Annotated in this window: 26 protein-coding genes; 8 read left to right on the top strand and 18 right to left on the bottom strand. The window is 58.4% G+C overall.

Annotated features, from left to right (window positions below):
* Positions 1-39: 39 nt before the first annotated feature.
* From murB to Q0955_RS19195, 7 genes are all read right to left on the bottom strand, one after another.
* Positions 40-966 carry a UDP-N-acetylmuramate dehydrogenase gene (murB, locus tag Q0955_RS19225; protein WP_299427943.1) on the bottom strand — a complete coding sequence of 309 codons (927 nt, stop codon included), beginning with the start codon at positions 964-966 and terminating at the stop codon, positions 40-42.
* A gap of 77 nt (positions 967-1,043) precedes the next feature.
* A complete protein-coding gene (locus Q0955_RS19220) occupies positions 1,044-1,358 on the bottom strand; it encodes a hypothetical protein (protein ID WP_299427940.1) in 315 nt (104 codons plus the stop codon).
* Complete coding sequence (locus tag Q0955_RS19215) at positions 1,348-1,614, bottom strand: DUF2484 family protein (protein WP_299427938.1); 267 nt, start codon at positions 1,612-1,614, stop codon at positions 1,348-1,350. Before Q0955_RS19215 ends, Q0955_RS19220 begins: the two co-directional genes overlap by 11 nt.
* Positions 1,611-1,880, bottom strand: a complete 270-nt coding sequence (locus Q0955_RS19210) for a DUF2484 family protein (protein WP_299427935.1) — start codon at positions 1,878-1,880, stop codon at positions 1,611-1,613. Before Q0955_RS19210 ends, Q0955_RS19215 begins: the two co-directional genes overlap by 4 nt.
* A gap of 63 nt (positions 1,881-1,943) precedes the next feature.
* Complete coding sequence (gene murC / locus Q0955_RS19205; protein WP_299427932.1) at positions 1,944-3,350, bottom strand: UDP-N-acetylmuramate--L-alanine ligase; 1,407 nt, start codon at positions 3,348-3,350, stop codon at positions 1,944-1,946.
* A gap of 1 nt (position 3,351) precedes the next feature.
* Positions 3,352-4,449 carry a UDP-N-acetylglucosamine--N-acetylmuramyl-(pentapeptide) pyrophosphoryl-undecaprenol N-acetylglucosamine transferase gene (locus Q0955_RS19200; protein WP_299427930.1) on the bottom strand — a complete coding sequence of 366 codons (1,098 nt, stop codon included), beginning with the start codon at positions 4,447-4,449 and terminating at the stop codon, positions 3,352-3,354.
* A 12-nt stretch (positions 4,450-4,461) separates the two neighbouring features.
* Positions 4,462-5,628: a putative peptidoglycan glycosyltransferase FtsW gene (locus tag Q0955_RS19195; protein ID WP_299427928.1), complete on the bottom strand. Its 1,167-nt coding sequence runs from the start codon at positions 5,626-5,628 to the stop codon at positions 4,462-4,464.
* A gap of 321 nt (positions 5,629-5,949) precedes the next feature.
* Between Q0955_RS19195 and Q0955_RS19190 the strand changes: the two genes are divergently transcribed.
* From Q0955_RS19190 to Q0955_RS19175, 4 genes are all read left to right on the top strand, one after another.
* Positions 5,950-6,363, top strand: a complete 414-nt coding sequence (locus Q0955_RS19190; protein WP_299427925.1) for a rhodanese-like domain-containing protein — start codon at positions 5,950-5,952, stop codon at positions 6,361-6,363.
* A gap of 37 nt (positions 6,364-6,400) precedes the next feature.
* Positions 6,401-8,593, top strand: a complete 2,193-nt coding sequence (locus Q0955_RS19185) for a methyl-accepting chemotaxis protein (RefSeq protein ID WP_299427923.1) — start codon at positions 6,401-6,403, stop codon at positions 8,591-8,593.
* Positions 8,594-8,799: 206 nt separating this feature from the next.
* Positions 8,800-10,092 carry a sulfite oxidase gene (locus tag Q0955_RS19180; RefSeq protein WP_299427920.1) on the top strand — a complete coding sequence of 431 codons (1,293 nt, stop codon included), beginning with the start codon at positions 8,800-8,802 and terminating at the stop codon, positions 10,090-10,092.
* 66 nt (positions 10,093-10,158) lie between these two features.
* Complete coding sequence (locus tag Q0955_RS19175) at positions 10,159-10,875, top strand: cytochrome c family protein (RefSeq protein ID WP_299427918.1); 717 nt, start codon at positions 10,159-10,161, stop codon at positions 10,873-10,875.
* 76 nt (positions 10,876-10,951) lie between these two features.
* Here Q0955_RS19175 and Q0955_RS19170 read toward each other — a convergent pair whose 3' ends face one another.
* Together Q0955_RS19170 and Q0955_RS19165 are read right to left on the bottom strand one after the other, a co-directional pair.
* On the bottom strand, positions 10,952-11,689 hold the full coding sequence (locus tag Q0955_RS19170; protein ID WP_299427915.1) for a hypothetical protein: 738 nt from the start codon (positions 11,687-11,689) through the stop codon (positions 10,952-10,954).
* A complete protein-coding gene (locus tag Q0955_RS19165; RefSeq protein ID WP_299427913.1) occupies positions 11,686-12,294 on the bottom strand; it encodes an RNA polymerase sigma factor in 609 nt (202 codons plus the stop codon). Before Q0955_RS19165 ends, Q0955_RS19170 begins: the two co-directional genes overlap by 4 nt.
* 78 nt (positions 12,295-12,372) lie before the next feature.
* On the opposite strand from Q0955_RS19165, the gene Q0955_RS19160 reads away from it, so the two are divergent.
* On the top strand, positions 12,373-13,560 hold the full coding sequence (locus Q0955_RS19160; protein WP_299427910.1) for an NAD(P)/FAD-dependent oxidoreductase: 1,188 nt from the start codon (positions 12,373-12,375) through the stop codon (positions 13,558-13,560).
* Positions 13,561-13,566: 6 nt separating this feature from the next.
* On the opposite strand, the gene Q0955_RS19155 is transcribed toward Q0955_RS19160, so the two are convergent.
* From Q0955_RS19155 to mraZ, 9 genes are all read right to left on the bottom strand, one after another.
* Positions 13,567-13,884: an HPF/RaiA family ribosome-associated protein gene (locus Q0955_RS19155; RefSeq protein WP_299427908.1), complete on the bottom strand. Its 318-nt coding sequence runs from the start codon at positions 13,882-13,884 to the stop codon at positions 13,567-13,569.
* Between the two features lie 162 nt (positions 13,885-14,046).
* Entirely contained in the window at positions 14,047-15,447 is a 1,401-nt protein-coding gene (murD, locus tag Q0955_RS19150) for a UDP-N-acetylmuramoyl-L-alanine--D-glutamate ligase (RefSeq protein ID WP_299427905.1), read from the bottom strand.
* A 168-nt stretch (positions 15,448-15,615) separates the two neighbouring features.
* Positions 15,616-16,698, bottom strand: coding sequence for a phospho-N-acetylmuramoyl-pentapeptide-transferase (mraY, locus tag Q0955_RS19145; protein ID WP_299427902.1), 1,083 nt, complete (start codon positions 16,696-16,698; stop codon positions 15,616-15,618).
* Complete coding sequence (gene murF / locus Q0955_RS19140; protein ID WP_299427899.1) at positions 16,698-18,140, bottom strand: UDP-N-acetylmuramoyl-tripeptide--D-alanyl-D-alanine ligase; 1,443 nt, start codon at positions 18,138-18,140, stop codon at positions 16,698-16,700. The genes mraY and murF overlap by 1 nt, the downstream gene beginning before the upstream one ends.
* Positions 18,137-19,618 carry a UDP-N-acetylmuramoyl-L-alanyl-D-glutamate--2,6-diaminopimelate ligase gene (locus Q0955_RS19135; protein ID WP_299427896.1) on the bottom strand — a complete coding sequence of 494 codons (1,482 nt, stop codon included), beginning with the start codon at positions 19,616-19,618 and terminating at the stop codon, positions 18,137-18,139. The genes murF and Q0955_RS19135 overlap by 4 nt, the downstream gene beginning before the upstream one ends.
* Positions 19,619-19,639: 21 nt before the next feature.
* Positions 19,640-21,424 (bottom strand): penicillin-binding protein 2, encoded by a 1,785-nt coding sequence (locus Q0955_RS19130; protein ID WP_299427893.1) that lies wholly within the window; start codon positions 21,422-21,424, stop codon positions 19,640-19,642.
* Positions 21,421-21,768, bottom strand: a complete 348-nt coding sequence (locus Q0955_RS19125; protein ID WP_295177963.1) for a cell division protein FtsL — start codon at positions 21,766-21,768, stop codon at positions 21,421-21,423. Before Q0955_RS19125 ends, Q0955_RS19130 begins: the two co-directional genes overlap by 4 nt.
* Positions 21,768-22,760 carry a 16S rRNA (cytosine(1402)-N(4))-methyltransferase RsmH gene (gene rsmH / locus Q0955_RS19120; protein WP_299427889.1) on the bottom strand — a complete coding sequence of 331 codons (993 nt, stop codon included), beginning with the start codon at positions 22,758-22,760 and terminating at the stop codon, positions 21,768-21,770. The genes Q0955_RS19125 and rsmH overlap by 1 nt, the downstream gene beginning before the upstream one ends.
* A gap of 2 nt (positions 22,761-22,762) precedes the next feature.
* On the bottom strand, positions 22,763-23,254 hold the full coding sequence (gene mraZ, locus Q0955_RS19115) for a division/cell wall cluster transcriptional repressor MraZ (RefSeq protein WP_366140704.1): 492 nt from the start codon (positions 23,252-23,254) through the stop codon (positions 22,763-22,765).
* A gap of 732 nt (positions 23,255-23,986) precedes the next feature.
* On the opposite strand from mraZ, the gene Q0955_RS19110 reads away from it, so the two are divergent.
* The 3 genes from Q0955_RS19110 (at position 23,987) to Q0955_RS19100 (ending at position 25,684) form a co-directional block, all read left to right on the top strand.
* The gene (locus Q0955_RS19110) at positions 23,987-24,469 is read left to right on the top strand and encodes an NUDIX hydrolase (RefSeq protein WP_299427883.1); all 483 of its coding nucleotides are present in this window, start codon (positions 23,987-23,989) and stop codon (positions 24,467-24,469) included.
* 72 nt (positions 24,470-24,541) lie between these two features.
* A complete protein-coding gene (locus Q0955_RS19105; RefSeq protein WP_299427880.1) occupies positions 24,542-25,015 on the top strand; it encodes a DUF1178 family protein in 474 nt (157 codons plus the stop codon).
* 24 nt (positions 25,016-25,039) lie between these two features.
* Positions 25,040-25,684: an SDR family NAD(P)-dependent oxidoreductase gene (locus Q0955_RS19100; protein ID WP_299427877.1), complete on the top strand. Its 645-nt coding sequence runs from the start codon at positions 25,040-25,042 to the stop codon at positions 25,682-25,684.
* Positions 25,685-25,749 lie beyond the last annotated feature (65 nt).

Genomic DNA, 25,749 nt, shown 5'->3' with positions numbered 1-25,749 from the left:
TCTTGGTTAATGACCGCTTAATGGGTTCAAACTGAGGCATCAATCCGCCGCCGGTTCGCCGACACGCATGATTTCCCACTGTAGGTCTATTCCGCTGTTTTGGAAAACCCTTTTTCGGACTTCCTCGCCAAGATTTTCCAAATCTGCGGCAGTTGCGTCACCGGTATTGATCATGAAGTTGGAGTGCATCTCGCTCATCTGCGCGCCGCCAACACGGGCTCCGCGCATACCGGCGTCATCAATCACCTTCCAGGCCTTCAAATCGTGCACATCGTCCGCCTTACCCGTCGAGGAGAAACCCGCCGGATTGCGGAAGGTGCTACCTGCACTGCGATCTTTGGTTGGCTGCGTGGCGTCACGTTTGGCAAGTTGATCTTCCATGCGCTGCGCCAGCTCTTCTTCCTCCCCGGAAGGACCTTCCAAAACAGCTTCCACAATGACCCAACCTTCGGGCAAATCCGTCTGGCGGTATTGGAAGTTCAAGTCGTCAGCTGTCAGGGTCACAACCTCCCCTGCCCGCGTCACCGCGGTGGCTTCAACAAACACATCCGCCGTGTAGCTGCCATAGCAGCCCGCATTCATACGCACCGCGCCGCCGATGGCGCCGGGAATGGTCCGCAAAAACGTCAAATCCACACCGGCTTGTGCGGCTTTGCGCGCCACATGGGCATCCAACGCCGCCACACCGGCGCGCACGCGATTGCCGTCTATTTCGATGTGATTGAACCCACGCCCCATGCGGATCACCACGGCCCTCAAGCCGCCATCGCGCACGATAAGGTTGGACCCTACCCCCATAGGAAACACAGTCACAGTTTCAGGAAGAGCTTTTAGGAACTGGGCCAGATCTTCCACATCCGCCGGCTGAAACAGGTAGTCCGCGGGACCGCCCACACGCAGCCACGTCAGGTCCGAGAGCTCTTTGCCTTCGGTCAGCTTTCCACGTGGGGTGGGCAATGTCGTCATGGTGTTTCCTTGAAGTCAAAATGCCTGTTGCGCACCGATACCGAAGCGCATGACACACAGCAAGAGCCTCTGCTTGGTTACTTACGCCCGCGCAACGCCTTGCCCATCACAAACAGAGCCCAGCCAAGGGCCAAACTGCCCGAAGTGCCAAAAAACAACCACGGACGGTAGCCTTGCAGAATGGTCAACTCATCGCGGTCCGCGCCGGTCGCAAAGATATTCAAAGACACTTCCAGCGTCAGAAGCGCCACCACCAGACAGACAATCAACAGGCTGGCCCGCATCATCAGGTCACGGCGCAGCTTGTAGCCTGTGATCAGGCCGTAAAGCGGCAGGATCAAGGTCGCAAACCAAATGAGCGCATTCAGCGCGAGGGTAAAATCAAGGATCACTTGGAGTCTCCAAACCACTCACACGTTTGATCCAGCGCCACAGGTAAACAACCGGCCAGCGCATGATCCACGCGCCCATGCACAACAACACCAGCGCCAGCCAAATACTGTTCTGCACCGTCACGCCAATCAGGATCGGAATGCCAATCGCAATCATCACATAGGCAAATTTCCAATGATGATCCTTGGACGGAAACATCGCCCGTAGGTTGGCCACGATAAGCCAGATGAATGCCGCCGTGATGGAAATGGTCATGCATCACCCTCCGGCTCATGGCGCTCTACAGGCAGGCCAAGCGCCTTGCGGCCAAAATGCAAAAGAGGACGCCGGAACATCGATACAAAGCCAAACAGAGCAGCAAATCCCAGCAAGGCGCCATGTTCATAAAAGATCACACCAATCAGCACCGGCGCGGCGATCAACAGAGCCACCCCCGGCACATATTGCTTGCGCATAGGCAAGGCTGCCACCGTTGCTGCGGCTAGCACCCAAAGGCAGGCAAGGATCAAAGTAAGGCTCACGTCACATATCCCGTCTAGGTCAGTTGCGCGCAGCCTACCGCGCGCAACACATTTGACAAGGACTTACCCCAGATGACCTGGCAACGCATTGGCCCAGGCGCTGATCGAACCGGCCCCAAGGCACACCACAATATCCCCTGGTTTTGCGGTCTCTTTCACCAGAGCCACCAAATCCGCCTCTTCGCCAATCGCCACCGCATGGCGATGGCCATGCGCGACCAACCCATTGATCAGGTCATCGCGGCTGGCGCCTTCAATTGGTGCTTCGCCCGCCGCAAAGACATCTGCGATGCCCACAACATCCGCCTCATTGAAACAGGTGCAGAAATCTTCAAATAGCGAGTGCAAACGCGAATAGCGGTGCGGTTGATGCACGGCAATCACCCGCCCGCCAATGTCACCCAACGCCTGACGCGCGGCCTTCAACACAGCAGCAATCTCCACCGGGTGGTGACCGTAATCATCAATCACAGGCACCCCGCCCATGACCTCGCCCACTTTGGTGAAACGGCGGTTCACCCCGCCAAAGGCGGCGAGACCGGCGCGGATTTCGTCAAGCTTCATGCCCAGGTGCCGCGAGATCGCCACGGCAGACAACGCGTTCGACACATTGTGATCCCCTGGCATCGGCAACGTGCAGCCTTCAATCACCGCATCCTCAGTCTGCAACTGAATGTCAAAATGCGCCACGCCTGCCCTATAGGTCAGGTTCACCGCCCGCACATCTGCCTGTGCGTTAAAGCCAAAGGTCACAACTCGGCGGTCGGTGATCTTGCCCACCAGTGTTTGCACGTCCGGATCATCGGTGCAGCACACGGCCAAACCGTAAAACGGAATGTTGGACACAAAGTCATAAAAGCCCTGATGCAGCGCCTCTTCGGTGCCCCAATGCTCCATATGCTCCGGGTCGATATTGGTTACAATTGCAATGGTCGCGGGCAATCGGTTAAACGTGCCGTCGCTTTCATCCGCTTCCACAACCATCCATTCGCCTTCGCCAACACGGGCGTTGGAGCCATAGGCATGGATGATACCGCCGTTGATCACTGTCGGGTCAAACTTGCCGTGATCAAGCAGCGCTGCCACCATCGTGGTGGTGGTGGTTTTGCCATGTGTACCGGCCACAGCAATGTTGGATTTCAGGCGCATTAGCTCCGCCAGCATCTCCGCGCGGCGTACCACCGGCAGGCCTTTCAAACGCGCTTCGTCCAACTCCGGGTTGCCCGGCTTGATGGCGGAGGAAATCACCACCACTTCGGCATTGGCGAGGTTCTCGGCCCGCTGACCTTCAAAAATGGTCGCGCCCATACCTGCCAACCGCTCGGTGATCTTGGTCGACTTCAGGTCAGAGCCCTGCACCGTATAGCCGTGGTTGAGCAGCACCTCGGCAATGCCGGACATACCAATCCCGCCAATGCCCACAAAATGGATGGCGCCCACGTCACCGGGAAGTTTGGTTGCTGCGTTCATATTATTGGTCCTTTTTGGCCAGATCTTCGACCAGCGCCACTAGGGTCTCTGTCGCGTCCGGCTTGCCTGCGGACAAAGCAGCGGTGGCCATCTGTGTGGCACCAGCCGCATTGCATAGGATGGTTGTGATGTTTTCGGTCAATGTCTCTTGGGTCAGCAAGCCTTCGGGGATCACAATTGCCCCGCCTGCCTCCGCCAACCCACGCGCATTCGCAGTTTGGTGGTCGCCCGCCGCAGCCGCAAAAGGCACCAATATGGAAGGCCGCCCGATGATGCTGATGTCCGCCACAGAGCTTGCGCCGGAGCGGGAAATCACCAGTTGCGCTTCGCTCATGCGCGACGGCACGTCTTGGAAGAAGGGCTGCACATCCGCAGAAATGCCGTGCTGTTCATAAAACGCTGTCACCCGCTCATGGTCCTCACCACGCGCCTGATGGCTCACCCGCAAGTTACGCAAAATCTCGGGTGGCAGATGTGCAATGGCGCTTGGCACCACATCGCTCAAAATCCGCGCGCCCTGAGAGCCGCCAATGACCAGCAACGACATTGGATAATCGCCCGGCGCAATGTACCCTGCCCCCGCGCGGTCCATCACCGCTTTGCGCACCGGGTTGCCCACCGGCATCCCTTCGACACCGTCGGGCAATGTTGTTGGCCATGTGCCACAGGCCACCACGTCCACCTTTTTGGCAAACACTTGATTGACGCGGCCCAAAATACCGTTCTGCTCATGGATCATGCGCGGCAGTTTCATCAACCAAGCCGCGCCCATCGCCGGAATGGTTGGATAGCCCCCAAAGCCGACAACCACATCAGGGCGGTCTTTGCGCATCTTGGACACCGCGCCCAGCACGCCGCCCAAAATCTTGAACGGCACTGACAGCTTGGCCAATGCCCCGCCACGGGCAAAGGTTGCCGAGCTCATCTCTTCAATCTCAACCGTATGTGGAAAACCACCCGTGTAGCGCGCACCGCGCGCGTCGGTGGAGAGCTTCACCCGCCAGCCTTTGCGCAGCATGACCTCGGCCAAGGCCTGCGCAGGAAACATATGGCCGCCAGTCCCACCGGCAGCAATTACTAAAAGAGGCTGTTTGCTCATCGCACCCACCTGTTAACGGGTTTGACCCCGTAAAATATCACTGATTTCGCCCTGTGGGCGGCTGCGGGTAAACGCCAAAATCATGCCAACTGCAATCCCCCCCGCAATCAGGGACGAGCCGCCGTAGCTGACAAATGGCAAAGTCATGCCTTTAGAAGGCAATAGCCGCACCGCGACCCCCATGTTGACCAGCGCTTGTACGCCGAAGATTGCCACAAGACCGGTGCCGGCCAGCCGAATGAACGGATCGCGTTCGCGCATGAGTCGGAAATAAGACCGCAAAACGATGGTGGCGTAGAGGATCATAATCGCAAACACGAGGATCAGCCCGTACTCTTCTGCAGCCACGGAAATGATGAAATCCGTATGCGCATCCGGCAGCGACCACTTCACCTGCCCTTCACCGACGCCAACGCCAAACAACCCACCTTCTCGGATCGCCTCAGTCGCGTAGCCAATTTGCGTCGTGGGATCGACAGAGCGGTCCAAAAACCCATCAATCCGGCGGGCAAAGTGCTCGGAGTTGTTATAGGCAAAATTCGCCACCGGAATGAGCGACAAGCAAATCCCACCAATCAACAACATCGGCGCGCCAGAGACAAAATACATCACGCTCCAACCAAACAGGATCAGGCAAGCCTGCCCAAAATCCGGCTGCAATGCGAGCATGACCACAATGGTCATCATCAACAGGAAAGACCAACGCCGCCCTGGCGGGCCGTTGATTTCTTCATTCGCCGCCATCAGCCAGGCGGCCACCACAACAAATCCAGGTTTGAGAAACTCCGAAGGTTGCAAGGAGGCAAAGCCCAGCGAATACCAACGCGTTGCGCCTTTGCCAAAATCGGTGCCAAACACCGGCAGCAACGCCAGCGCCACCATGGTCACGGCAAAGCCCATCACCGCCAACCGGCGCACCAGTTGCGGCGACATCATCGAGGTGACAACCATGGCCACCAAGGCTGCACCGCCGAAAATCACTTGCTTTTGCACGTAATGAAAAGGCGCAAATCCGTTTTTTGCCGCCAAGGGCGGACTGGCCGCCATGCCCAGCATCAAGCCAATCAAAAACAACATGACAATGGACGCCATGGTCCATTTGTCCAAAGTTTGCCACCACTTGGGGAGCACGGGCTCACGCGCCTGCGAAGGCAACGCGCCATACACCATCTCTGTCATCGGGAACCGCCGATCTCTGCCTCAAAACGCCCGTTTGCCGGGTCTGTGGACAAACTCTAACACCCAAACCCTTTTAAGGAAAGTAAAGAGAACCCCCAGCGGCAACTTCGCGCCCAATCGCGTGTTTCCTTTCCTCACCAGCCCCCAAGCTGCACTTAGCAAACATCGAATTGGTGATGGGCCACACCCTCGACGCCCCAATGTCAAACCATCCCCCACAAATCCAAAACCACTCAATTTATCTAGATTAGCGGTATCTTAGAAGGTTTCCGCTTTACCTAGCGCCAATGGTCCTTGTGGGCCGCAAACTTGGAGAGCCAAATGACCAACTTCCTTCGCACACTTGCTGCAGTTGCATCCCTGGTGTTGCTGCCCTTCGCCGCGCTTGCGGCTACCTCCCCGGAAACCGTCTCCGGCGCGACCACCGTTTCCCCGGAAGAAGCAGGCCAGCTGTTTGACGACGGCGTTGCCTTCATCGATGTGCGCAAACCATCCGACTTTGACGCCGGCCGTATTCCTGGCGCTGTACACTTGGACGTCAAATCTGCCCTGACCCAGGACGCTTTGGCTGAGGTTGTCGCCGCCGACGCGCCGGTTGTGTTTTACTGCAACGGCCATTCCTGCATGCGGTCCTCCAAAGCCGCTGAAATGGCGGTCCAGTGGGGTTTCTCCAAGGTCTACTATTTCCGTGACGGTTACCCTGCTTGGGAAGGCGCCGGTTTCCCGATCGAATAATCGACCGCAAATTCTATAACTATCAGGGACAGCAACCATGTCACTTTCCAACCGAATTGTTGTGGGCTTGTGTATCTTCGCGATGGCGATGACCACCGCCTTTGTTATGGGTGGCGGCGCCATACTGAAGCGGGTGGAAACGACCTTGCTGTCCCTGAACGCAGAAAATGCCAGCGTGGCGGCGCTGCAAGTGCTGCAACGCAGTGAGAAGACCCTCACCAACCATGGCCGCACTGTGTCGCGATCACGCGACAGTATGACGGCTCTGAAAGAAGGCAATTTTGCCGCCGTGCAAGAGGACCTGTCCTCAACCTTCAACCGGGCTTCCGCCTCCGGTGAGATCTCCGATCTTGTTGTTTTTGACAAAGATGCCACCGCAGTCGCCGCGTTCAGTTCGCAAAATGACAACCTGAAAAGCGCCGGCACGCCAGACATCGTGCAGCGGGTCAAAGAGAGCCGCCAACGCGCCTTTGAGATCACCCAGATTGACGACAGCCGCATTGGAGCAGTCTACGCCTTCCCGCTGTTTTCCGGCCGCAATGTGGTTGGTTACGGCCTTCTGGCGCTTGACGCGCAGTCCAGCTTGCCGGTGATTGCCGAGGCGATGCAAATGCAGGTGCTTCTGGCCGAGGTCACGCCGACGGCTGACTGGACCCTACAGGGGTATCAGGCGCCGGTACTGGCATCGACGGAAGACACCGCCGAAGAAACCGCGGCACCGGACCATACCGCTGTGACCACCACCGCGATGAATGCTCTGGCTGGCAATGATCTGACCTTTGATGTGATTGCCGCCGGTGACCAGCACTTTGTCGCCGCACGCAACCGTATTGGCGTCAATCAGGACGGTACTGCCTTTGACCTTATTCTGCTGTCCGATTTTTCCGCACAGCAAGCTGAGAAATCTGCCGTGATCTTCCAAGCCATGGGCGCCCTTTTAGGAATGATTGCCCTCTTCCTCGGCGCGATGCTGATTTGGTGTCGCCGACAGCTGCGACCGCTGCGCGAAGGCACGCAAGCCTTGGCCGCCGCCGCCCGTGGCGATGACGCGGACCCTCTGAAATACCGCAGCTCCGCCAAAGAGATCGCCGAGCTGCACGCCTCCATCGAACTACTTCTGACGCAGCGTGCCTCTGAAAAGGTTGCCGCAGAAGAAATTGCCGAGGTGGTAGAAGCCTGTGCCCGCGGGGATTTCACCGGACAGCTCAGCACCGAAGACAAAGAAGGCATCTTCAAAGAAATCTGCGTCAAAGTGAACAGTATTGGCAGCGCGGCCAACGAAGGTCTGGAAGCTGTGCGCGCAGGGCTCAGCCATATTGAAGAACAGGATCTGACCTACCGCATGCCGGACGGGTTTGAGGGTATCTTTGGCGAAATCGCCACCTCGATGAACACCGCCACCGACAGCCTGTCCGAGAAGATCAACTCGGTCTCCAAATCCGCCGCAGTGGTGGAAGGCGTGTCCTCCGAAGTGTCGCGCACCACGGACTCCGTGGCTGCAAACTCTGAACAGAACGCAGCCGCCTTGGAAGAAACCGCCGCTGCACTGGAGCAGATGTCAGCAACGGTGGGCTCCATGGCCAACTCCGCCACTGATGCCAACGCCTCCGTGGATGAGATCACCAGCCGAGCCGGACAAGGCCAAGAAATCATGCGCCTGGCCGTCGAGGCCATGTCCGAAATTGAGGCCGCCACCGATTCCATTGACGGCACTTTGGGTGTGATCGAGGACATTGCGTTCCAAACAAACCTTCTCGCACTCAACGCAGGTGTGGAAGCGGCCCGTGCCGGGGAGGCTGGTCAGGGCTTTGCCGTGGTGGCCTCCGAAGTCCGTGCCTTGGCGCAAAAATCGTCAGAATCCGCCCGACAGATTTCGGAATTGATCAAGACCACCGGTTCAACAGTTGAGCGTGGCGTGTCTCTGGTTCGTGACACGGGTGAGGCGTTTGACGAGATTGTTGTTGGCGTGAATGGCGCCACCGAAAAAATCCGCCACATTGCTGAAGCCACCAAGGACACCTCAGTGGGCATTAACGAAATCAACGTGGCCGTGGGACGTCTGGACAAGTCGACCCAGGAAAACGCGGCGGCCTTCTTTGAGGTGAACTCCTCTATGCAAGGCGCACAGGCGGAGTCCAAACTCCTGTCCAGCACAGTGGCCGACTTCAAGACAATGCCACCAAGCATGTTGGACTTTGACACCGAAGACACGCAAAGCCACGTGGCCTGATAAAGCGCTTCACAGTCAAACGCCCTCAAATCGACCGCCCCGGCTCAGTGTCTGGGGCGGTTTTTCTGTTCAATTTCCCTGCAAATTCAAATCCTTGAATAAAACCTCGACTCTCAAAGGAATAAATTGTCGCACCCATCCGTTTCTTCCTTGCAACCACCAATCAGTGGGCTGCGCCCAACAGCAGGACGCCATGGGAGGACAATATGGCTGACAACGATGAAACTAAGGACGTAAACAGCTTTTTTGCTGAAAATCCGGAGAAGGCGGACAAGGAGTTTTTTGGCCGGGTGCCAAACCCGGATCGCCGTGGCTTCCTCAAACGCACAGGCCTGGCCACAATGGCCGCCATGGTTGGCACCTCAATCCCGTTCCACCGCAACATGCCGATTGGCTTTGTACCTGCGGCGATGGCGTCTGAGGACGTTCTGGTTGGCAAAGACGGCCTGACGTTGCTCAACGACCGTCCGGTGAATGCCGAAACCCCGCCAGAGCTGCTCGACGATGCGATCACCCCAACCTCGCGCCACTTTGTGCGCAACAACGGCATTCCGCCTGTGGATGTTGATGCGGCAAGCTGGACATTGACCATCGACGGCTTTGTCGACACGCTCATGACGTTGAGCATCGCCGATCTGAAAGAAAAATTTGAAGTGGTCACCAGCGCGCTGACGCTGGAATGTGGCGGCAACGGCCGTGGCTTCTTCAATCCACCAGCCAAAGGCAACCAATGGACCTATGGCGCGGTGGCGTGTTCTGAGTGGACCGGCGTACGGCTGAAAGACGTTCTGGAAGCTGCAGGCGTTCAATCCAACGTGGTTTATACCGCCCATTACGGTGCTGACGCGCACCTGTCTGGCGATCCTGAGAAGCTGCCAATTTCGCGCGGCATGCCAATTGCCAAGGCGATGACCGACGAGATCCTGATTGCGTTTGAAATGAACGGTGCGCCACTGCACCCGCTGAACGGCGCACCATTGCGTTTGGTTGTGCCGGGCTGGCCTGCCTCCACAGCGCAGAAGTGGCTGACACGTATCGAGCTGCGCGACGTGGTGCATGATGGTCCGAAGATGACCGGCAAAGCCTATCGCGTGCCTAACCGTCCGGTTGCGCCGGGTGAAAAGGTGGCGACCGAGGACTTTGTGATCATCGAGCGTATGCCGGTGAAATCCTTGGTGACCTTCCCGGCGAATGGCGCGGATGTGGGCATGGAAACCGAAGTGCGTGGCCACGCGTGGTCTGGCGACCGCACGGTTGAAAAGCTGGAAATCTCTACTGACTTCGGCACCACCTGGCAGACTGCTGAGCTGGACGCTCCGGTGAACTCCGGTGCCTGGCAGAACTGGCGCGCCAATGTGTCGTTCCCGCAGGCGGGCTACTATGAAGTTTGGGCCCGCGCCACAGACAGCAATGGCGACATGCAGCCCTTTGCCATCGACTGGAACCCCAAAGGGTATCTCAACAACACCATGCACCGGGTTGGTCTGCGCGCCAGCTAACCCCAAAAGACGGGCGGCGCGTTGGCGCCGTCCGTTCCAAAAATTCTATCACTTCAGGAGACCGCCATGCGTATCCCCGCCATCGGGGCAACTCTGGGCCTTTGCCTCACGATTGCTCTGCCAGCCATATCCACTGCCGAAACCGTTGCCGATCTACTGCCTCAGGCAGATAGTGCCAAAGGGGAAAAGGCCTTCAAAAAATGTAAGGCCTGCCACACCGTGGATCAGGGCGGCAAGAAAAAGACCGGCCCCAATCTCTTTGGCATTGTGGGCGCGCCGGTCGCGAGTGTGGACGGATACAAATACTCCAAGGCGCTTGTCGCGCTTGGCGGCACCTGGTCTGTTGACCAGCTTGACGCCTTCCTGACCAAACCCAAAGCGCTGGTCAAAGGCACCAAGATGACCTTTGCGGGTATGAAAAAAGCCACTGATCGGGCCAACCTGATTGCTTACCTCAATCAAAACAGCGACGCGCCTCTGAGCTTTGAAGCGACACCGGCAACTGTCAACGCCAACGCGGCAGAGGAAGACGCGTATGAATATGGCATTCTCTTTGATGCACCAGGTGTCGAAGAAACCTACTATGCCTGCTCTGCCTGCCACTCCGAGATGATTGTTGCGCAGCAAGGTCTGAGCCGGGACGGCTGGCTTGAGTTGTTTGAGTGGATGGTCGAAGATCAGGGCATGGACGAGTTTGAGGAGCCAGAGCGCACCATCATTCTCGATTACCTCACGGCGCACTATGGTGAGGATCGCCCGAACTTCCCCGGCAAAAAGAACTAACGTCAAAAAATTGAGGCCCTTTGCCGATGAAACGCGGCAAAGGGCCTCCTTAATTTCGCTCAAGCAAGATCCGAAATCAGACTTTCTGACAGGGGGCTGCGGCGTCTGTTGCCTGTTTCATGGCCAAAACGGTTTTGGGTTGGGTTGGCGCATAGGTGGCCTGACGCAAGAACTCAGCAATGGCATTAAACCGACGTTGATCCATGCCCGAGGCCATCACAACAAAGCCCCGCCCATCGGTGTCCCACTGGGCAAAACGGATACCTTCCGGCACGTCCTTTGCGCTCACATCCGGCCCGGACAACAGCGTCAGACGGCAGTTGTTGCGCCCTTTGTAATGTGCAGCACTGCGGTCTCCGGACAGCACTGTCTGCTCCACCAGATACAGATTGGCCATCAGCAATTCAGGTGCCTGCGGATTGGCCTGTAAGTCAATGGTTTGAACATCGGGCACTGACGACAGTGAGTAGCTTGTGTCCAAGAAAGCCTGATGCAGCTCGACGGCCGATTTTGGCGCTTTGGATGACAAGAAAAACACGCCCGTTGCCACAATCGCGGCAGCCGCAAAAGAGGCGCAAGCCGCAAGCGGGCGCCAGTTTCGGTTTGCGGGTTGCACGGGCTCTGTCGCAGGTGGGGCAACCTCCGGGCGCATCTGTGCCAATGCACTGGACACCATCTGCACCTGCTGCAATGCCTCTTGTAACGCAGCCTCATTGGTTAGGCGCGCTTCGAAAGCCTGCACGTCAGAGACAGGCAGTTCGCCGTCCGCATAGGCGTTGACCAGGTCCCAATCACTGTCGCTTAGATCGGTCATCTTTTGGTATCCTCATCAGCCCCATCAGAGCCGGCTTCCATTGCTATGATCAGTGCGCGTCGCGCCCGGCTTACCCGACTCATCACCGTGCCATGCGGCACATCCATAATCTCAGCGGCTTCGGCATATTTCATACCCATGACATCCACCAGAAACAACACCTCCCGCATGGCGGGTGGTAAGGTCGCAAATGTCGTCCGTACAGTTATGTCTTCGGCATGATTGTGGCTTTGCGTTAGATCAATAGATAAACGGCTTTGCGTATTGGAATATTCCATGCGCACACGTTTTTTTCGTGCCTCATCCACATGCAGATTGCGAATGATCCGAAACATCCAGGGGCGCAGATCAGCCAGCGGTTTGGGGCGCTTGTCTGATCGCAATGCCCGTTCGATGGCGTCCTGGACCAGATCCTCGGAGTCATGCCGATGCTTGGATAAAGAAAGCGCATAGGCGCGCAGTTCCGGCAGCAAGACGTCAATCGTCATCACTGTGCCGCAGGCCGTTTGCAAGTAGGTGAGCTGTCGCGTCTCATGGTGCCCAACGTAATGGATCACACCTTCCACTGCCAGCTTTTGTGGATGCAAAATCCAAATAAGATGCACGCCAATTGCAATATTCTAAAAGGGTCACACCTCCCCTCGCCCCTTGACGCAAGCCGCCACATAAGGCACCCCGCGCCCATGACCTGGGACAACATAATTTTGGGCGCCGGCGCCGCTGGCATGATGTGCGCTTCGCAAACTGGCGGGCGCACGCTGGTGCTCGACCACGCCAAAGCGCCGGGTGAGAAAATCCGCATTTCCGGCGGCGGGCGCTGCAACTTCACCAATATGTACGCGGGCCCTGAAAACTTCCTGTCGGGCAATCCGCATTTCTGCAAATCCGCCCTCAGCCGCTACACCCAGTGGGACTTCCTCGACATGGTGGCGCGCCACGGCATTGCCTACCACGAGAAAACCCTGGGCCAGCTGTTCTGCGACAACAGCGCCAAAGACATCATCGCCATGTTGCGGGCTGAAATGGCACAGGCAGGTGCTGAGCTGTGGCTGGAAACCAAGGTTATCGCCGTAGGGCATGGCAGCGCTGGATTCACCGTCGCGATCGAAAAATCCGGCCGCCGCGAAACGCTGACGTGCCGGAACCTCGTGTTGGCAACCGGCGGCAAATCTATTCCCAAGATGGGCGCCACAGGTCTGGCCTATGACATCGCCCGCCAGTTTAATCTCATGGTCACCGACACCCGCGCGGGGCTGGTGCCTTTCACCTTCTCCGATGGCCGCTTCAAAGCCATTTCCGGTGTGGCCCATCCGGTGCGCGCCACCGCCAACGGCGCCGCGTTTGAAGAAGCCATGCTGTTCACCCACCGCGGCCTCTCCGGCCCCGCCATGTTACAGATCAGCTCCTATTGGCAGGAAAGTCAGCCGATCACGCTCAACTTGTTCCCGGACAACGACCCATTTGAGGAGTTGCGTTCACGGCGACAAGCGCAGGGGCGTCGCAATCTCACCACCGAACTGGCCACGCTTTTGCCCAGCCGATTGGTCGAGCATCTTGCAAGCGAGATGGACCTCTCCGGCAATCTCGCGGATCAGTCCGATGTCGCACTGCGCGCCCTGTGTGACGCTCTGAGAAACTGGGAAATGGTGCCCACCGGCACCGAAGGTTATCGCACCGCAGAGGTCACGCTGGGCGGCATCGACACCGACGGGTTATCGTCCAAAACCATGGAGGCCAAAACCGTGCCCGGTCTCTATGTGATTGGCGAAGCCGCCGATGTGACCGGTTGGCTCGGCGGCTTCAACTTCCAATGGGCCTGGTCTTCAGGATGGGCCGCCGGACAAGCAATCGCGCAGCGACCCAAAACCTAACCACCACTAGTGGTGGTTGGCTGCTTTACCAAACTCGCTGGTCAGGCGGGTCCGCAGCTTCTTCGCCGCGCCTTTCAGCGCTGCCTGAATGTCTGCCGCCTCGTGATGCGCTGACAAAGGGCCCTTGCCACGCGGGCGTGCCTCCATGGTGCACAGAATGTGATCCGGCCCATGTTTGTCCGCATTCTGGTCTTTCAGATGCACTTCCACTCGGGTGAGACGGTCGCTCATGTGTTCCAGATCGTTGGAAACGGCCAGTTCAGCCACCTCGATCACACGCTCGTCACCATGAATGAAGTTGTCGGTATTCACCTGAATTTGCATCGTCAGATCCTTTCATCGTTACACTACAGACCTATGAACGCCTGCGTGATTTACAAGGAACAAGCTCTTCATTTCCTTGCGTGAATTCAGGATAGACAGGCCAATTTCCGCCCACTTTGATGTTGATCAAACCTGCAGAAAAAGCCGTGACAGCGCTTTCCTTTAAGAAAGCGCCTGCTCGACACATTTGGCAAAATCTTCGCCACGTTTTTCAAAGCTGTTGTATTGATCAAAACTTGCTGCCGCAGGCGCCAAAAGCACAGTATCGCCCGCCTCCGCCTCTGCTGCCGCTTTGGCCACAGCCGTCGTCATATCGGTGCAAACTTCCGCCTCAATACCCTTGAGCTGCATGGCAAAGCTGGCCGCCTCACGCCCAATCACATACGCCTTCTTCACGCCGCCAGCACTCTCGACCAGTTCTCCGAGACCGCCCTCTTTCTCCAGCCCGCCACAAATCCAGCGGATGCTCTGGAAAGCCGACAGCGCTTTTTTGGCGGCATCCACATTGGTTGCCTTGCTGTCGTTCACAAAGGTCACGCCATCTTTCTCAGCGATGATCTGACTGCGATGTGGCAAGCCGCCAAAAGAGGCAAACCCGGCCTCAATCACCCGAGGCGCCAGGCCCAAGGAACGACACACCGCATAAGCCGCGCAGGCGTTCTGGTGGTTGTGGGTGCCCGGCAGTCCCTTGATAGCGCGCAGGTCAATCGACCCCGCCTGTCGGCCCTTGCGATACTCACTCAAATAACCTTTGCGGGCAAAGACATTCCACCCCGCTCTGGTCAGCTTGCGCTCCGTCGAAATCCGCATCACCCGATCATCCGCCGCCCCTTCTGACAGCTGCCCCGCCAGATATGTGCCTTCAATCTCGTCCACACCAATCACCGCCCGATCTGGACCACCTTCAGCAAACAACCGACGTTTGGCGGCAAAATAGCCCCCCATGCCCGCGTGCCGATCCAAATGATCCGGGCTCAGGTTGGTGAAAACCGCAATGTCCGGCGTCAAACTACGTGCAAGATCGGTTTGGTAGCTCGACAGCTCCAGCACCACCACATCGCCATCTTCTGCCGGATCAATATCGAGCACGCCGCGACCAATGTTGCCCGCTAGCTGCGTGCGCCGTCCCGCCTCGCTCAACACATGATGAATGAGGGCTGAGGTGGTGGACTTGCCGTTGGACCCGGTCACGGTCACCACTTTGGGCGTGACCTCAAAACTGTCCCATTGCCGCGTGGCAAAGCTGCGGAAAAACAGCCCAATGTCGTTGTCGACCGGCACGCCTGCCTCCAAGGCGGCGGCCACAACTGGATTGGGCACCGGATACAAATGCGGAATGCCCGGCGAGACAATCAGGCTTGCGATATCCTCAAACGCGCCCTGACGAGACAAATCACGGCAGACAAAGCCTTCGCCTTCCACCGTTTTCCGCGCCGTTGGATTGTCATCCCAGCACACGGCTTCTGCACCGCCCGCGCGCAAGGCCCTTGCCGTTGCCAAACCGGACCGCCCCAAGCCCAAAACCGCCACGTTGGCGCCGTGAAATCCCTGCACTGGAATCATGTGAAATCCCCCAAGTCGTCTTGCGCGCACAGTGCCTTTCCACAAGCGGCGGCACAAGTGGCAGCTTTGAGAGCCTCCGGCGGGGATATTTTGAGACTATGAATGCCGAATGGCGCAAGCCGAGAAAAAGGGCGCCCATGGCGCCCTCTGATCGCTTTATCCTGACGCTTAACGCAGCTTCAGCGTCGCAAGGCCAATCATTGCCAGGATCACCGCAATGATCCAGAACCGGATCACAATCTGCGGCTCTGACCAGCCTTTTTTCTCATAGTGGTGATGGATTGGCGCCATCAGGAACACACGTTTGCCGGTGCGTTTGAAGTAAAGCACCTGAATGATGACGCTCAACGCCTCCACAACAAACAGGCCGCCAATAATTCCCAAAACCAACTCGTGTTTGGTCGCCACGGCAATTGCGCCAATGGCGCCGCCCAAGGCCAGCGAGCCCGTGTCGCCCATAAACACCGCCGCAGGAGGCGCGTTGTACCACAGGAAGCCCAGGCCGCCACCAATCAGACCGGCGACAAAGATCAGGATTTCACCTGTTCCCGGCACGTAATGCACATCCAGATACTGCGTGAAGTCGACCCGGCCCACGGCATAGGCAATCACACCCAACGCACCCGCGGCAATCATCACTGGCATGATCGCCAGACCATCCAGACCATCAGTCAGGTTCACCGCATTGGCCGCACCCACCACAACAAACATGGCAAAGGGGATATAGGCCCAGCTGAGGTTGATAAGCACTTCTTTGAACACCGGTACCGCCAGTTGAAATTGCAGAGCTTCAGGCTGCAAATAGGTCGCCCAAACACCTGCAACACCCGCAATCAAGAACCCCAGGAGCAGGCGCACTTTGCTCGACACACCTTTGGTGTTCTGCTTGGACACTTTGGCATAATCATCCGCAAAACCAATCAGGCCATAGGCCAGTGTCACAAACAGCACCAGCCAAACAAAACCGTTGTCCCACCGAGCCCAGAGCAACGTGGAGGTCACCAGAGCACCCACAATCAACAGACCACCCATGGTAGGTGTGCCCGCTTTCACAAAATGCCCTTCAGGGCCATCGTCACGGATCGGCTGGCCTTTGCCCTGCTTGCGGCGCAACACGTCAATCAAAGGCCGCCCAAACAGGAAGCCAAAAATCAGCGCTGTCATAAACGCGCCACCGGCGCGGAAGGTGATGTAGCGAAACAGGTTAAAAAAATCACCGCCGTCTGACAGACTGGTCAGCCAATAAAACATTACGCGTCCTCGTTCTTGGATTGCGGGGCGGGATGGCCCAGTTTGCGGATGGCGTCAACCACCTTGGACAGCGCCATCGACAGACTACCTTTGATCATGACCACATCACCGGCATCCACCAGCTTGCGTACATCCGAAACAATCTCCGCAGTTGTCTCTGCCCATTGCCCTTGTTTTTCTTCGGGCAATGCCGCGTGCAAATGCTGCATCAATGGCCCCACACAATGCACCACATCAATGTCAGACATCGCCGGATGACTGGCCAACTCCGCATGCATATCAACTTCTTGCGGGCCCAGCTCTTTCATATCACCAACAAAGGCAATCCGACGCCCCTTGCCGATACGGCCCACGCCATCTGTTGGCTCCGCAGCCGCCAGCACTTCCAACGCCGCCCCAAGGCTGGTTGGGTTGGCATTATAAGCCTCGTCGATCAGCTCCAACGTGCGCTCGGTTTCCACCGGGTCCAAGTAAATGGTTTCCCGCGCGCCCCGGCCGACAAACGGCGTCCAGCGCCCCAACGCGGCCACCGACAGCGCCAAGTCAGCGCCCAATGCTTCAGCAGAGGCCAAGGCCCCCAACCCGTTCATCGCAAAATGCCGTCCCGCGCTTTGCACTTTGAACATTGCCAAATCGCCGCCGTGAATGGCACGCGCAACGGTGACGTTGCCGGTCAGCTTAACATCGCCCAGACGCCAGTCCTTGGCCGTTGCGCCAAAGTCCTGGATTTCAGCCGAGAGGTTTTCGGCATGGGTGCGCAACACGTCCGCCGTCTCGATGTCGGCGTTCACAATCGCAATGCCACCAGGCTCCAACCCGTCAAACACCGCCGCCTTTTCCTGCGCAATGCCCTCGACACTCTCAAAGGCTTCCAGATGCACCGCTGCCACCGTGGTCACCAAGGCGACATGTGGGCGGGCCATCTTCGCCAACGGTGAAATCTCGCCGGGATGGTTCATGCCAATTTCAATCACCGCAAACTCGGTGTCCTGCGGCATCCGCGCCAACGTCAGCGGCACCCCCCAATGGTTGTTATAGCTCGCCACGGAGGCATGGGTCCGCCCCTGCCCTTCCAGAATGGCGCGCAGCATTTCTTTGGTGGAGGTTTTGCCAACCGAACCAGTCACCGCCACAACCCGCGCGTCCGTGCGGGCGCGGCCGGCGTTACCCAACGCCTCCAGCCCTTCAAGCACATCGTCGACAATCAACAATGGCGCATCTGGAGACACGCCATCCGGCACGTGGCTTACCAGTGCCGCTGCAGCGCCTTTGCCCAACGCCTGCGCCACAAACTCGTGCCCGTCCCGCGCCGCCGTCAATGCCACAAACAAGTCGCCCTGCTCGATGGTGCGCGTGTCAATCGACACACCATTGCATGCCCACGCAGTTTTGGCTTTGCCGCCGGTTGCCTCAGCAGCCGCTTCAGATGTCCACAGGCTCATGCGATCCCTCCGTCCAATGCGGCCACGGCCACGCTGGCCTGTTCACAATCATCAAATGGCAACACATCCTCGCCGACAATCTGGCCGGTTTCATGGCCCTTGCCCGCGATCAACAACGTGTCACCCGGCCCCAATGCATCCACCGCCAGCAAAATGGCTTTGGCGCGGTCGTCCACCTCGGTGGCCTCTGGCGCACCCTCCATCACGGCGGCCCGGATCGTTGCCGGATCTTCGGTGCGTGGGTTGTCATCGGTGACATAGACCACATCGGCGTTTTGTGCCGCTGCTTGCCCCATCAACGGGCGTTTGGCCGCATCGCGATCTCCGCCTGCGCCGACAATCACAATCAAGCGCCCCATCACATGCGGGCGCATCGCCTGAAGCGCCGTCGCCACAGCATCCGGCGTGTGGGCGTAATCCACAAACACCGCCGCGCCGTTTTCCCGTGTCGCCGCCAGTTGCATCCGACCCCGCACGCCTTTGAGTTCATGCAGCACCTCAAACACCCGTTCAGGCTCAGCCCCGCAAGCAATCGCAAGCCCCGCCGCCAGCAACACATTTTCCGCCTGAAACCCACCGAGCAGGTTCAAACGTTGCTGATACGCCTTGCCCCGAAAGGTGAACCGAATGTCTTGACCAGTGCTGTCAAACCGCTGCGCCATCAGCGCAATGTCAGCCTCTGCCTTGCCGACGGTGATCACCCCCTGGCCACGAACACCAGCAATGATCGCCATATCCAACCCGCGCGGATCATCGACATTGATCACCGCCGTGCCATCGTCGGGCAACACGCGGCCAAACAGCCCCGCTTTGGCGTTGAAATACTCATCAAAAGTCTCGTGGTAGTCGAGGTGATCCTGCGTGAAGTTTGTGAACCCCGCCGCCTTCAATTGCACCCCATCCAAACGACACTGCGCCAACCCGTGCGAGCTCGCCTCCATCGCCGCAAAGCCAATCCCAGCCTCCTCTGCTGCGGCCAACGTGCGGTGCAACGTGATCGGCTCTGGTGTGGTGTGATTGAGCGGCGCGGTGAAATCCCCTTCGACTCCGGTCGTGCCAAGGTTCACTGCCTCAAGCCCCAGTTCTTGCCAAATCATGCGCAGAAAGGTCGCCACCGAGGTCTTGCCATTGGTGCCTGTAACAGCCGCCATAATCCCCGGTTGCTTGCCAAAATAGAGCGCCGCCGTATAGGCCAGCGCCTGACGCGGATCTTCGGCAATCACCAGCGCCGCATTGCCTGCCGCCAACTCTTGTTCAGCAATTTTGGCACCTGCCGCATCGGTCAGGATCGCCGCCGCCCCCATGCGCAGAGCAAACTGAATAAACGTGCCACCATGTACCCGCGTGCCCGGCAAGGCAGCAAAGAGAAACCCCTCTTTCACCTCACGGCTGTCCACCGCCAATCCGGTGATCGCCGGGTTCAGCCCGCCCATGGCTGTCAGACCCAATTCTGAAAGCTGTTTTGTGCCTGCTGCCATCTGTGAATGCCCTTGTTTGGCTTAGTTTGATGTCAGCGTTATATCAGCCAAAGGCGCAGGCTCAACCTCGGGACGCAGCCCCAAAAGCGGCGCCACGCGCGTGATCATTTCCGCTGCCACCGGCACCGCTGTCCAACCGGCTGTGCGGCGTGGCTGATCGCCGGAGGTCTCCACCGGCTCATCCAGGCTCAGGATCAGCACGTATTTTGGATCATGCGCCGGGAACATGGCGGCAAAGGTGGCAATCACCTTGTCCTCATAATACCCGCGCCCGCTTTCCAGCGGCTTATCCGCCGTACCCGTCTTGCCACCCACAGCGTAGCCCGGCACTTCCCCAAAGGAGGCGGTGCCTTCACTCACCACTTTGCGCAGCATCAGGCGCGATGCTTCGGCGCTGGCAAGTGTCATCACCCGCTCACCTTTTTCGACTTTCTCCTGCTTGAGAATAGTGGGCACCACTTTGGTGCCACCATTGGCAATCGCCGCATAGCCGGCCGCCAAGTGCAGCGGGCTGGCCGACATGCCATGACCATAGGAAATGGTCATGGTCGAGAGTTCAGACCAGTTTTTCGGCAACAGTGGCTGTGCACCTTTGGCCTCGACCAATTCCACTGGTGTTGGCTCAAAGAAGCCAAGCTGTTTCAGGAAATCCTGCTGCCGCGCCGCGCCAATCACCTGCGCCATACGCGCGGTGCCGATGTTTGACGACTTCACAATCACCTTGGTCAGCGTCAACTGCGCGCCGTAGTTGCGGAAATCGCGGATCTTGAACTTGCCCCACCGCAACGGCCCTGCGGTGTTGATCTTGGTTTCCGGGTTCGCCAACCCAAGCTCCATCGACTGTGCCGCCGTGAAAATCTTGAACGTCGACCCCAGTTCATAAAGCCCCTGCACCGCACGGTTAAACAACGGGCTGTCCGCCGCCTGCCCCTTCACGGGAGGATTTGGGCGGTTATTGGGGTCAAAGTCCGGCAGGCTCACCATGGAGACAATCTCGCCGGTGTGCGCATCCATCAAAACCGAGCTCGCGCCTTTGGCGTTCATCAGCTTCATGCCACCCCAAAGCACCCGCTCCGCCGCGGTTTGCACTGTCAGGTCGATGGAAAGCGTCAGCGCCTTGTCGCCATTGGCCGGATCACGCAGCGCATCATCGAAGTATTTTTCAACGCCCGCAACACCCACAAGCTCGGCGTCATGCACGTCTTCTTCACCAAAAGACGCGCCGCCAAGGATATGCGCCGCCAAGCGCCCGTTCGGATAAAGCCGCATTTCACGACGCCCAAACAACAAGCCGGGCTCACCGATGTCGTGTACCGCCTGCTTCTGCTCCGGGGAGATTTTTTTCTTCACCCAGTAGAACTTACGCCCGTCTTTGAACCGACGCTCCAGCTTCGCGGCATCCAGATCGGGGAAAATTTCCGCCAGCTTCTGCGCCGCGTAGGCCGGATCAATCATCTCATGTGGATGGGCATAGATGGAGTGTGTCTCCAGATTGGTCGCCAAAATGCGGCCCTTGCGGTCGACAATATCCGCCCGCTCCGCCTGAATACGACTACCCGCATAACTGGTGCGCGGCTCAGAGGCCTCAGACGTGCTGACAACAGCCATCCGCGCGCCAACGGTGAGAAACGCGCCCGCAAACAGCACGCCCATGATCAGCAAACGCCCCTCAGCCCGCGCCCGCCCCTTGTTGCGCATCTCTTCGTGGCGCTCACGCAGGTTTGCGCGCTCAATCTGATCCGGGTTTTCCCCGGCACTGCGCGCATGCAGGATCGACGCCAAAGGACGCAGTGGCTTACGGATCATGGCTTGGCCTCCTCAGAGGAGACTTCCACCGCATTCTCAAAGGTGATCGGCGCGTCATTAGACGGGAACGCCACCTGCTCAATGCGGCCAAACTGATCCGGGCGCAGCGGCAAAAGCTGCATGTCATTGTAGTTGATTTCTGTCAGATCGCGTAGCCGGTCCGGGCGGTTAAGGTAAGCCCACTCCGCCTTCAGCACCGCCAAACGCGCCCGCGCCTCACCAATCTCACGCTGCAAGCGCTCTGTTTCACCAATCATTGCCTGGGTACGATAGTTCTCTTGATAGGCCCAAACCGAGAGCCCAATCACCATCCCTGCGGCCAGGATGAACAACACCATCCGCATCACTTACGTCCCCCAAGTGTCGGCATGCCAATGGCTTTTTCCGCAATTTCACCAGAAGGTGCATCGGTGCGCCGCGCCACGCGCAACTTGGCCGAGCGTGCCCGCGGATTGTCTTCCAACTCATCCGGGTCCGGCCCAACAGCCTTACGGGTGATCAGCTCAAATGCCGGCTTGTCTTGTTCCGTTTCCGGCGCATAACGGTTCACATTGCCGGTCTTGCCCGCGCGGCTCTGCATAAACCGCTTCACCATGCGGTCTTCCACCGAATGAAAGGTCACAACCGCCAACAACCCGCCCGGCTTGAGCGCCCGCTCCGCCGCCATCAAGCCACGAAACAGCTCGCCATATTCGTCATTCACCGCAATCCGCAGCCCTTGGAAACTACGTGTCGCCGGATGGCTCTGACCGGGCTTGGAGCGCGGCAAACAGCTTTCTACAATCCCCGCCAATCGCAATGTTGTAGTGATCGGCTCAACCGCCCGCTCCCGCACAATGGCCTTGGCAATTCGGCGGCTCGCACGCTCCTCGCCATATTGATACAGAATATTGGCGATCTCAGCCTCTTCTGCCTCATTCACCAAATCCGCAGCGGAGGGCCCGTCCTGGCTCATGCGCATATCCAGAGGCCCGTCTTTCATAAATGAAAAGCCACGCTCTGCCAGATCCAGCTGCATGGAGCTCACCCCAAGGTCAAGCACCACCCCGTCCAAATCCTGCGCATACTCATCCATTTTGGAGAACACGCCGCCAACCAGCTCAATCTGATCGCCATAGTCGCCAACCCAAGGCGCGGCCATCTCAAACGCCAGCGGATCACGATCCACACCGTACACCTTGCCGGCCCCGGCCTCGATCAATCCACGGGTATAGCCGCCCGCCCCAAAAGTGCCATCCAGCCAACGGCCCGACACCGGCGCCACTTCACGCAACAACGGCGCAAGCAGGACTGGAATGTGAGGGCGTTTGGCGGCGGGTTCATCTGACGTCGCCATGGTTAGAAATCCTCGTCGCCATCGAGATAAATGGAGGGATCAGCGTCCGGATCAAAATCGTCGTCCGCTTCAAGGGCCTCTTCCTGGGTGGCGTCGTATGTCTCTGGGTTCCAGATCTCAAACGTGTCGCCTTTACCGCCAAAGAAGGCCATGTTCTCAAGCCCAATCTTGTCGCGCTGCTCTTTGGGCAACACCAGACGGCCGGTTTCATCCACCGACACTTCCAAAGATTGGGTGAGGTATAACTTCGAAAGCGCCAGGCGCTTTTTGCTGCCACGGGGCATTTTCATGATGCGGGCCACCACATCATCCATCGCCTCAACCGTGAAACATTCCAAGAAATCGCGTGTCTTGCCGCCGTAGACAATCACAAGGTTGGGGTTTTCGCCACTTTTCCACTCAGGGTCGCCTGCCTCAAGCACACGGCGGAACTTGGCCGGAATCGACATCCGTCCCTTGCTATCCACCTTGTTACGGCTTTCGCCGCGAAACATGAGCGCCACTGCCTATGGCCCCTTTCAACCTGTTGCTCCGACCACCCCGGGCCGGAAGGGAAAACGGCGGATTGATCTGCTGCCACTGATCAATCCGCCGCCCTCGTCCCGCTTTTGCGGGTAGTCCAGTTGCGCGTGCCACCTGGGGGGATGTTCTGCTCGCCCACGCACCGGATCTCTTTTTTTCGATGAAAGCGGGTGCCTGTATGAAACCTGACTTGGGATCGGAGGTCTTAGCGCCTCTCTTTATGTCCCGTCCTCATCGTGTAACTAGGGATGCCATGGGAATTTATGGAAATCAACAGGAATTTGTGGACAAAAATGCCTCACGCGCGACCCAAGCTCACCAAACCTCGCGATTTTGAGAGCAATTTTGTGGACGACGACACCATATTTAGGCAACCAACCCAGAAGACACCACCAAATGCAGCACACCTCTGGGCGCCAAACTTTTTCCCAAGTTTTCCCAACTTTTTTCCACATAAGGTCAAGAGCACCCCGTAACAGCCCGATCAAAAGGGCAAATCCTCGCCACTCTCAAACCGATTCGGCGCAAATCCGCTGCCATTCCCATGCGTCTCCCATGAATTCCCAGCGGGATTTCCCATATCTTTCCCACAAAATCCCAAACCGCTTCGCAACACTGTCAAACGAAGCCCTTCTAACCACTTGGCCTGCCCCGGCTCGCCTTCTAGGGTGCGGCTACCCGAGCACCGGACTTTTGGAGATAACATGGGCCTGCTTGACCCAACCGCCACGGCCAGCATGATCCGCAAGGCACAGAAACGCGGCAAACACATTCAATTTGCCGCTTTGCCGTACCGCATCCACAAAGGAAAAGCCGAGGTGCTGCTGATCACCTCCCGCGGCACCCGTCAGTGGCTGCTGCCCAAAGGCTGGCCGATGGCCGACCTGAAGCCCCACAAAACCGCCGCACAGGAAGCATGGGAAGAAGCGGGCATTCTTGGCCGCGCGCGCAAGCATTGTTTGGGCACCTACCGCTACCGCAAAACTCGCGGCCACAAACACGGCCAAACCATTCGGGTGCTGGTATATCCTCTGGAAGTGGACAAGCTCGCGCGCATCTATCCCGAGACAGGCCAACGGGACCGCAAATGGCTGCGCCCGAAAAAGGCCGCCAAACGCATCGCGCACCCCGAACTCGCCAAACTTGTGCGCAGCTTTGACCCAGCGACCATCTCCGCCAAAGGCTAACCCCCGTCGCTTGATCCCAACCGCCCCCACGCCTATGTTCGCGCCACTGAACATGGGCACCATCACAGCACAATGATCAACTACACTCTGAAATGCGCCAACGACCACCGCTTTGACAGCTGGTTTCAATCCGCCGCCGCCTTTGACAAGCTCAAGGCCGCCGGCATGGTGGCTTGCGCCGTCTGTGGCGACACCAATGTAGAGAAGGCGATGATGGCCCCACGCGTGCGCCCCGCCCGCTCGGCCGCCGCCAAACCGCAAGACCCCACACCAGTCCCGTCACCTGAAGCCGCAAGCGCGCCCAGCCCGCTAAGCCAACCCGCGTCCCCAGCCGAGCAAGCCCTCAAAGAGCTGCGCGATCATGTCGAGGCCAATTCGGATTATGTTGGCAAGGACTTCGCCAGCGAGGCCCGCGCCATGCATGACGGTGACGCCCCTGAACGCCCGATCTACGGCGAAGCCAAGGTTGAAGAGGCCAAAGCCCTGATCGAAGACGGCGTGCCCGTTGCGCCACTGCCTTTTAACATCGGCCGCAAAACCAACTGATCTCACACTAATAGGAGCCCGCCCATGCATGTCCTCATCACCGGCGCCAACCGCGGCATAGGACTGGCGCTTGATCAAACGCTGCGCGCTCAAGGCCATCACGTCACCGGCACCAGCCGCACAGGCGGCGAATGCCTGAAACTGGACGTGACCGATGCAGAGAGCCAACGCGCCATGGCACAGACGCTGGACACCCAACCCGTTGACCTGCTGGTCTGCAACGCCGGCGTGTTTCTGGACAAAGGCCAGAACCTCGCAGACGGCTATGCGCCGGATCTCTGGGCCAAAACCTTTGCCGCCAATGTCACCGGCGTGTTTTTGACCGTGCAAAACCTGCTGCCCAACCTGCAGCTGGCCCCAAACCCCAAAATCGCGATCATCTCGTCGCAAATGGGCTCCTCCACCAAAGTCGGCGGTGGCGGCTACATCTACCGCGCATCCAAGGCGGCCGCGCTGAACCTCGGCCTCAATCTGGCACAAGACCTCAAACACATCGGCATCGCCGTCGGCATCTATCACCCCGGCTGGGTGAAAACCGATATGGGCGGCGACAGCGGCGACATCACGGTGGCTGAGTCCGCCACCGGCTTGGTCGAACGATTCCACGCCCTGAACCTTGACACCACCGGCTGCTTTGAAACCTGGGACGGCCGCGCCCACCCTGTGTAACCCAACATTCACTGTCGCCAAATATCCCGGGGAGGTGGCACACATCGTGCTCCGGAGGGGCTGGC

This window comes from uncultured Shimia sp. (assembly GCF_947493595.1).
GTDB lineage: Bacteria > Pseudomonadota > Alphaproteobacteria > Rhodobacterales > Rhodobacteraceae > Shimia.
The sequence above is the reverse complement of the archived record's forward strand: the minus strand, read 5'-3'. Positions and strand labels throughout refer to the sequence as shown.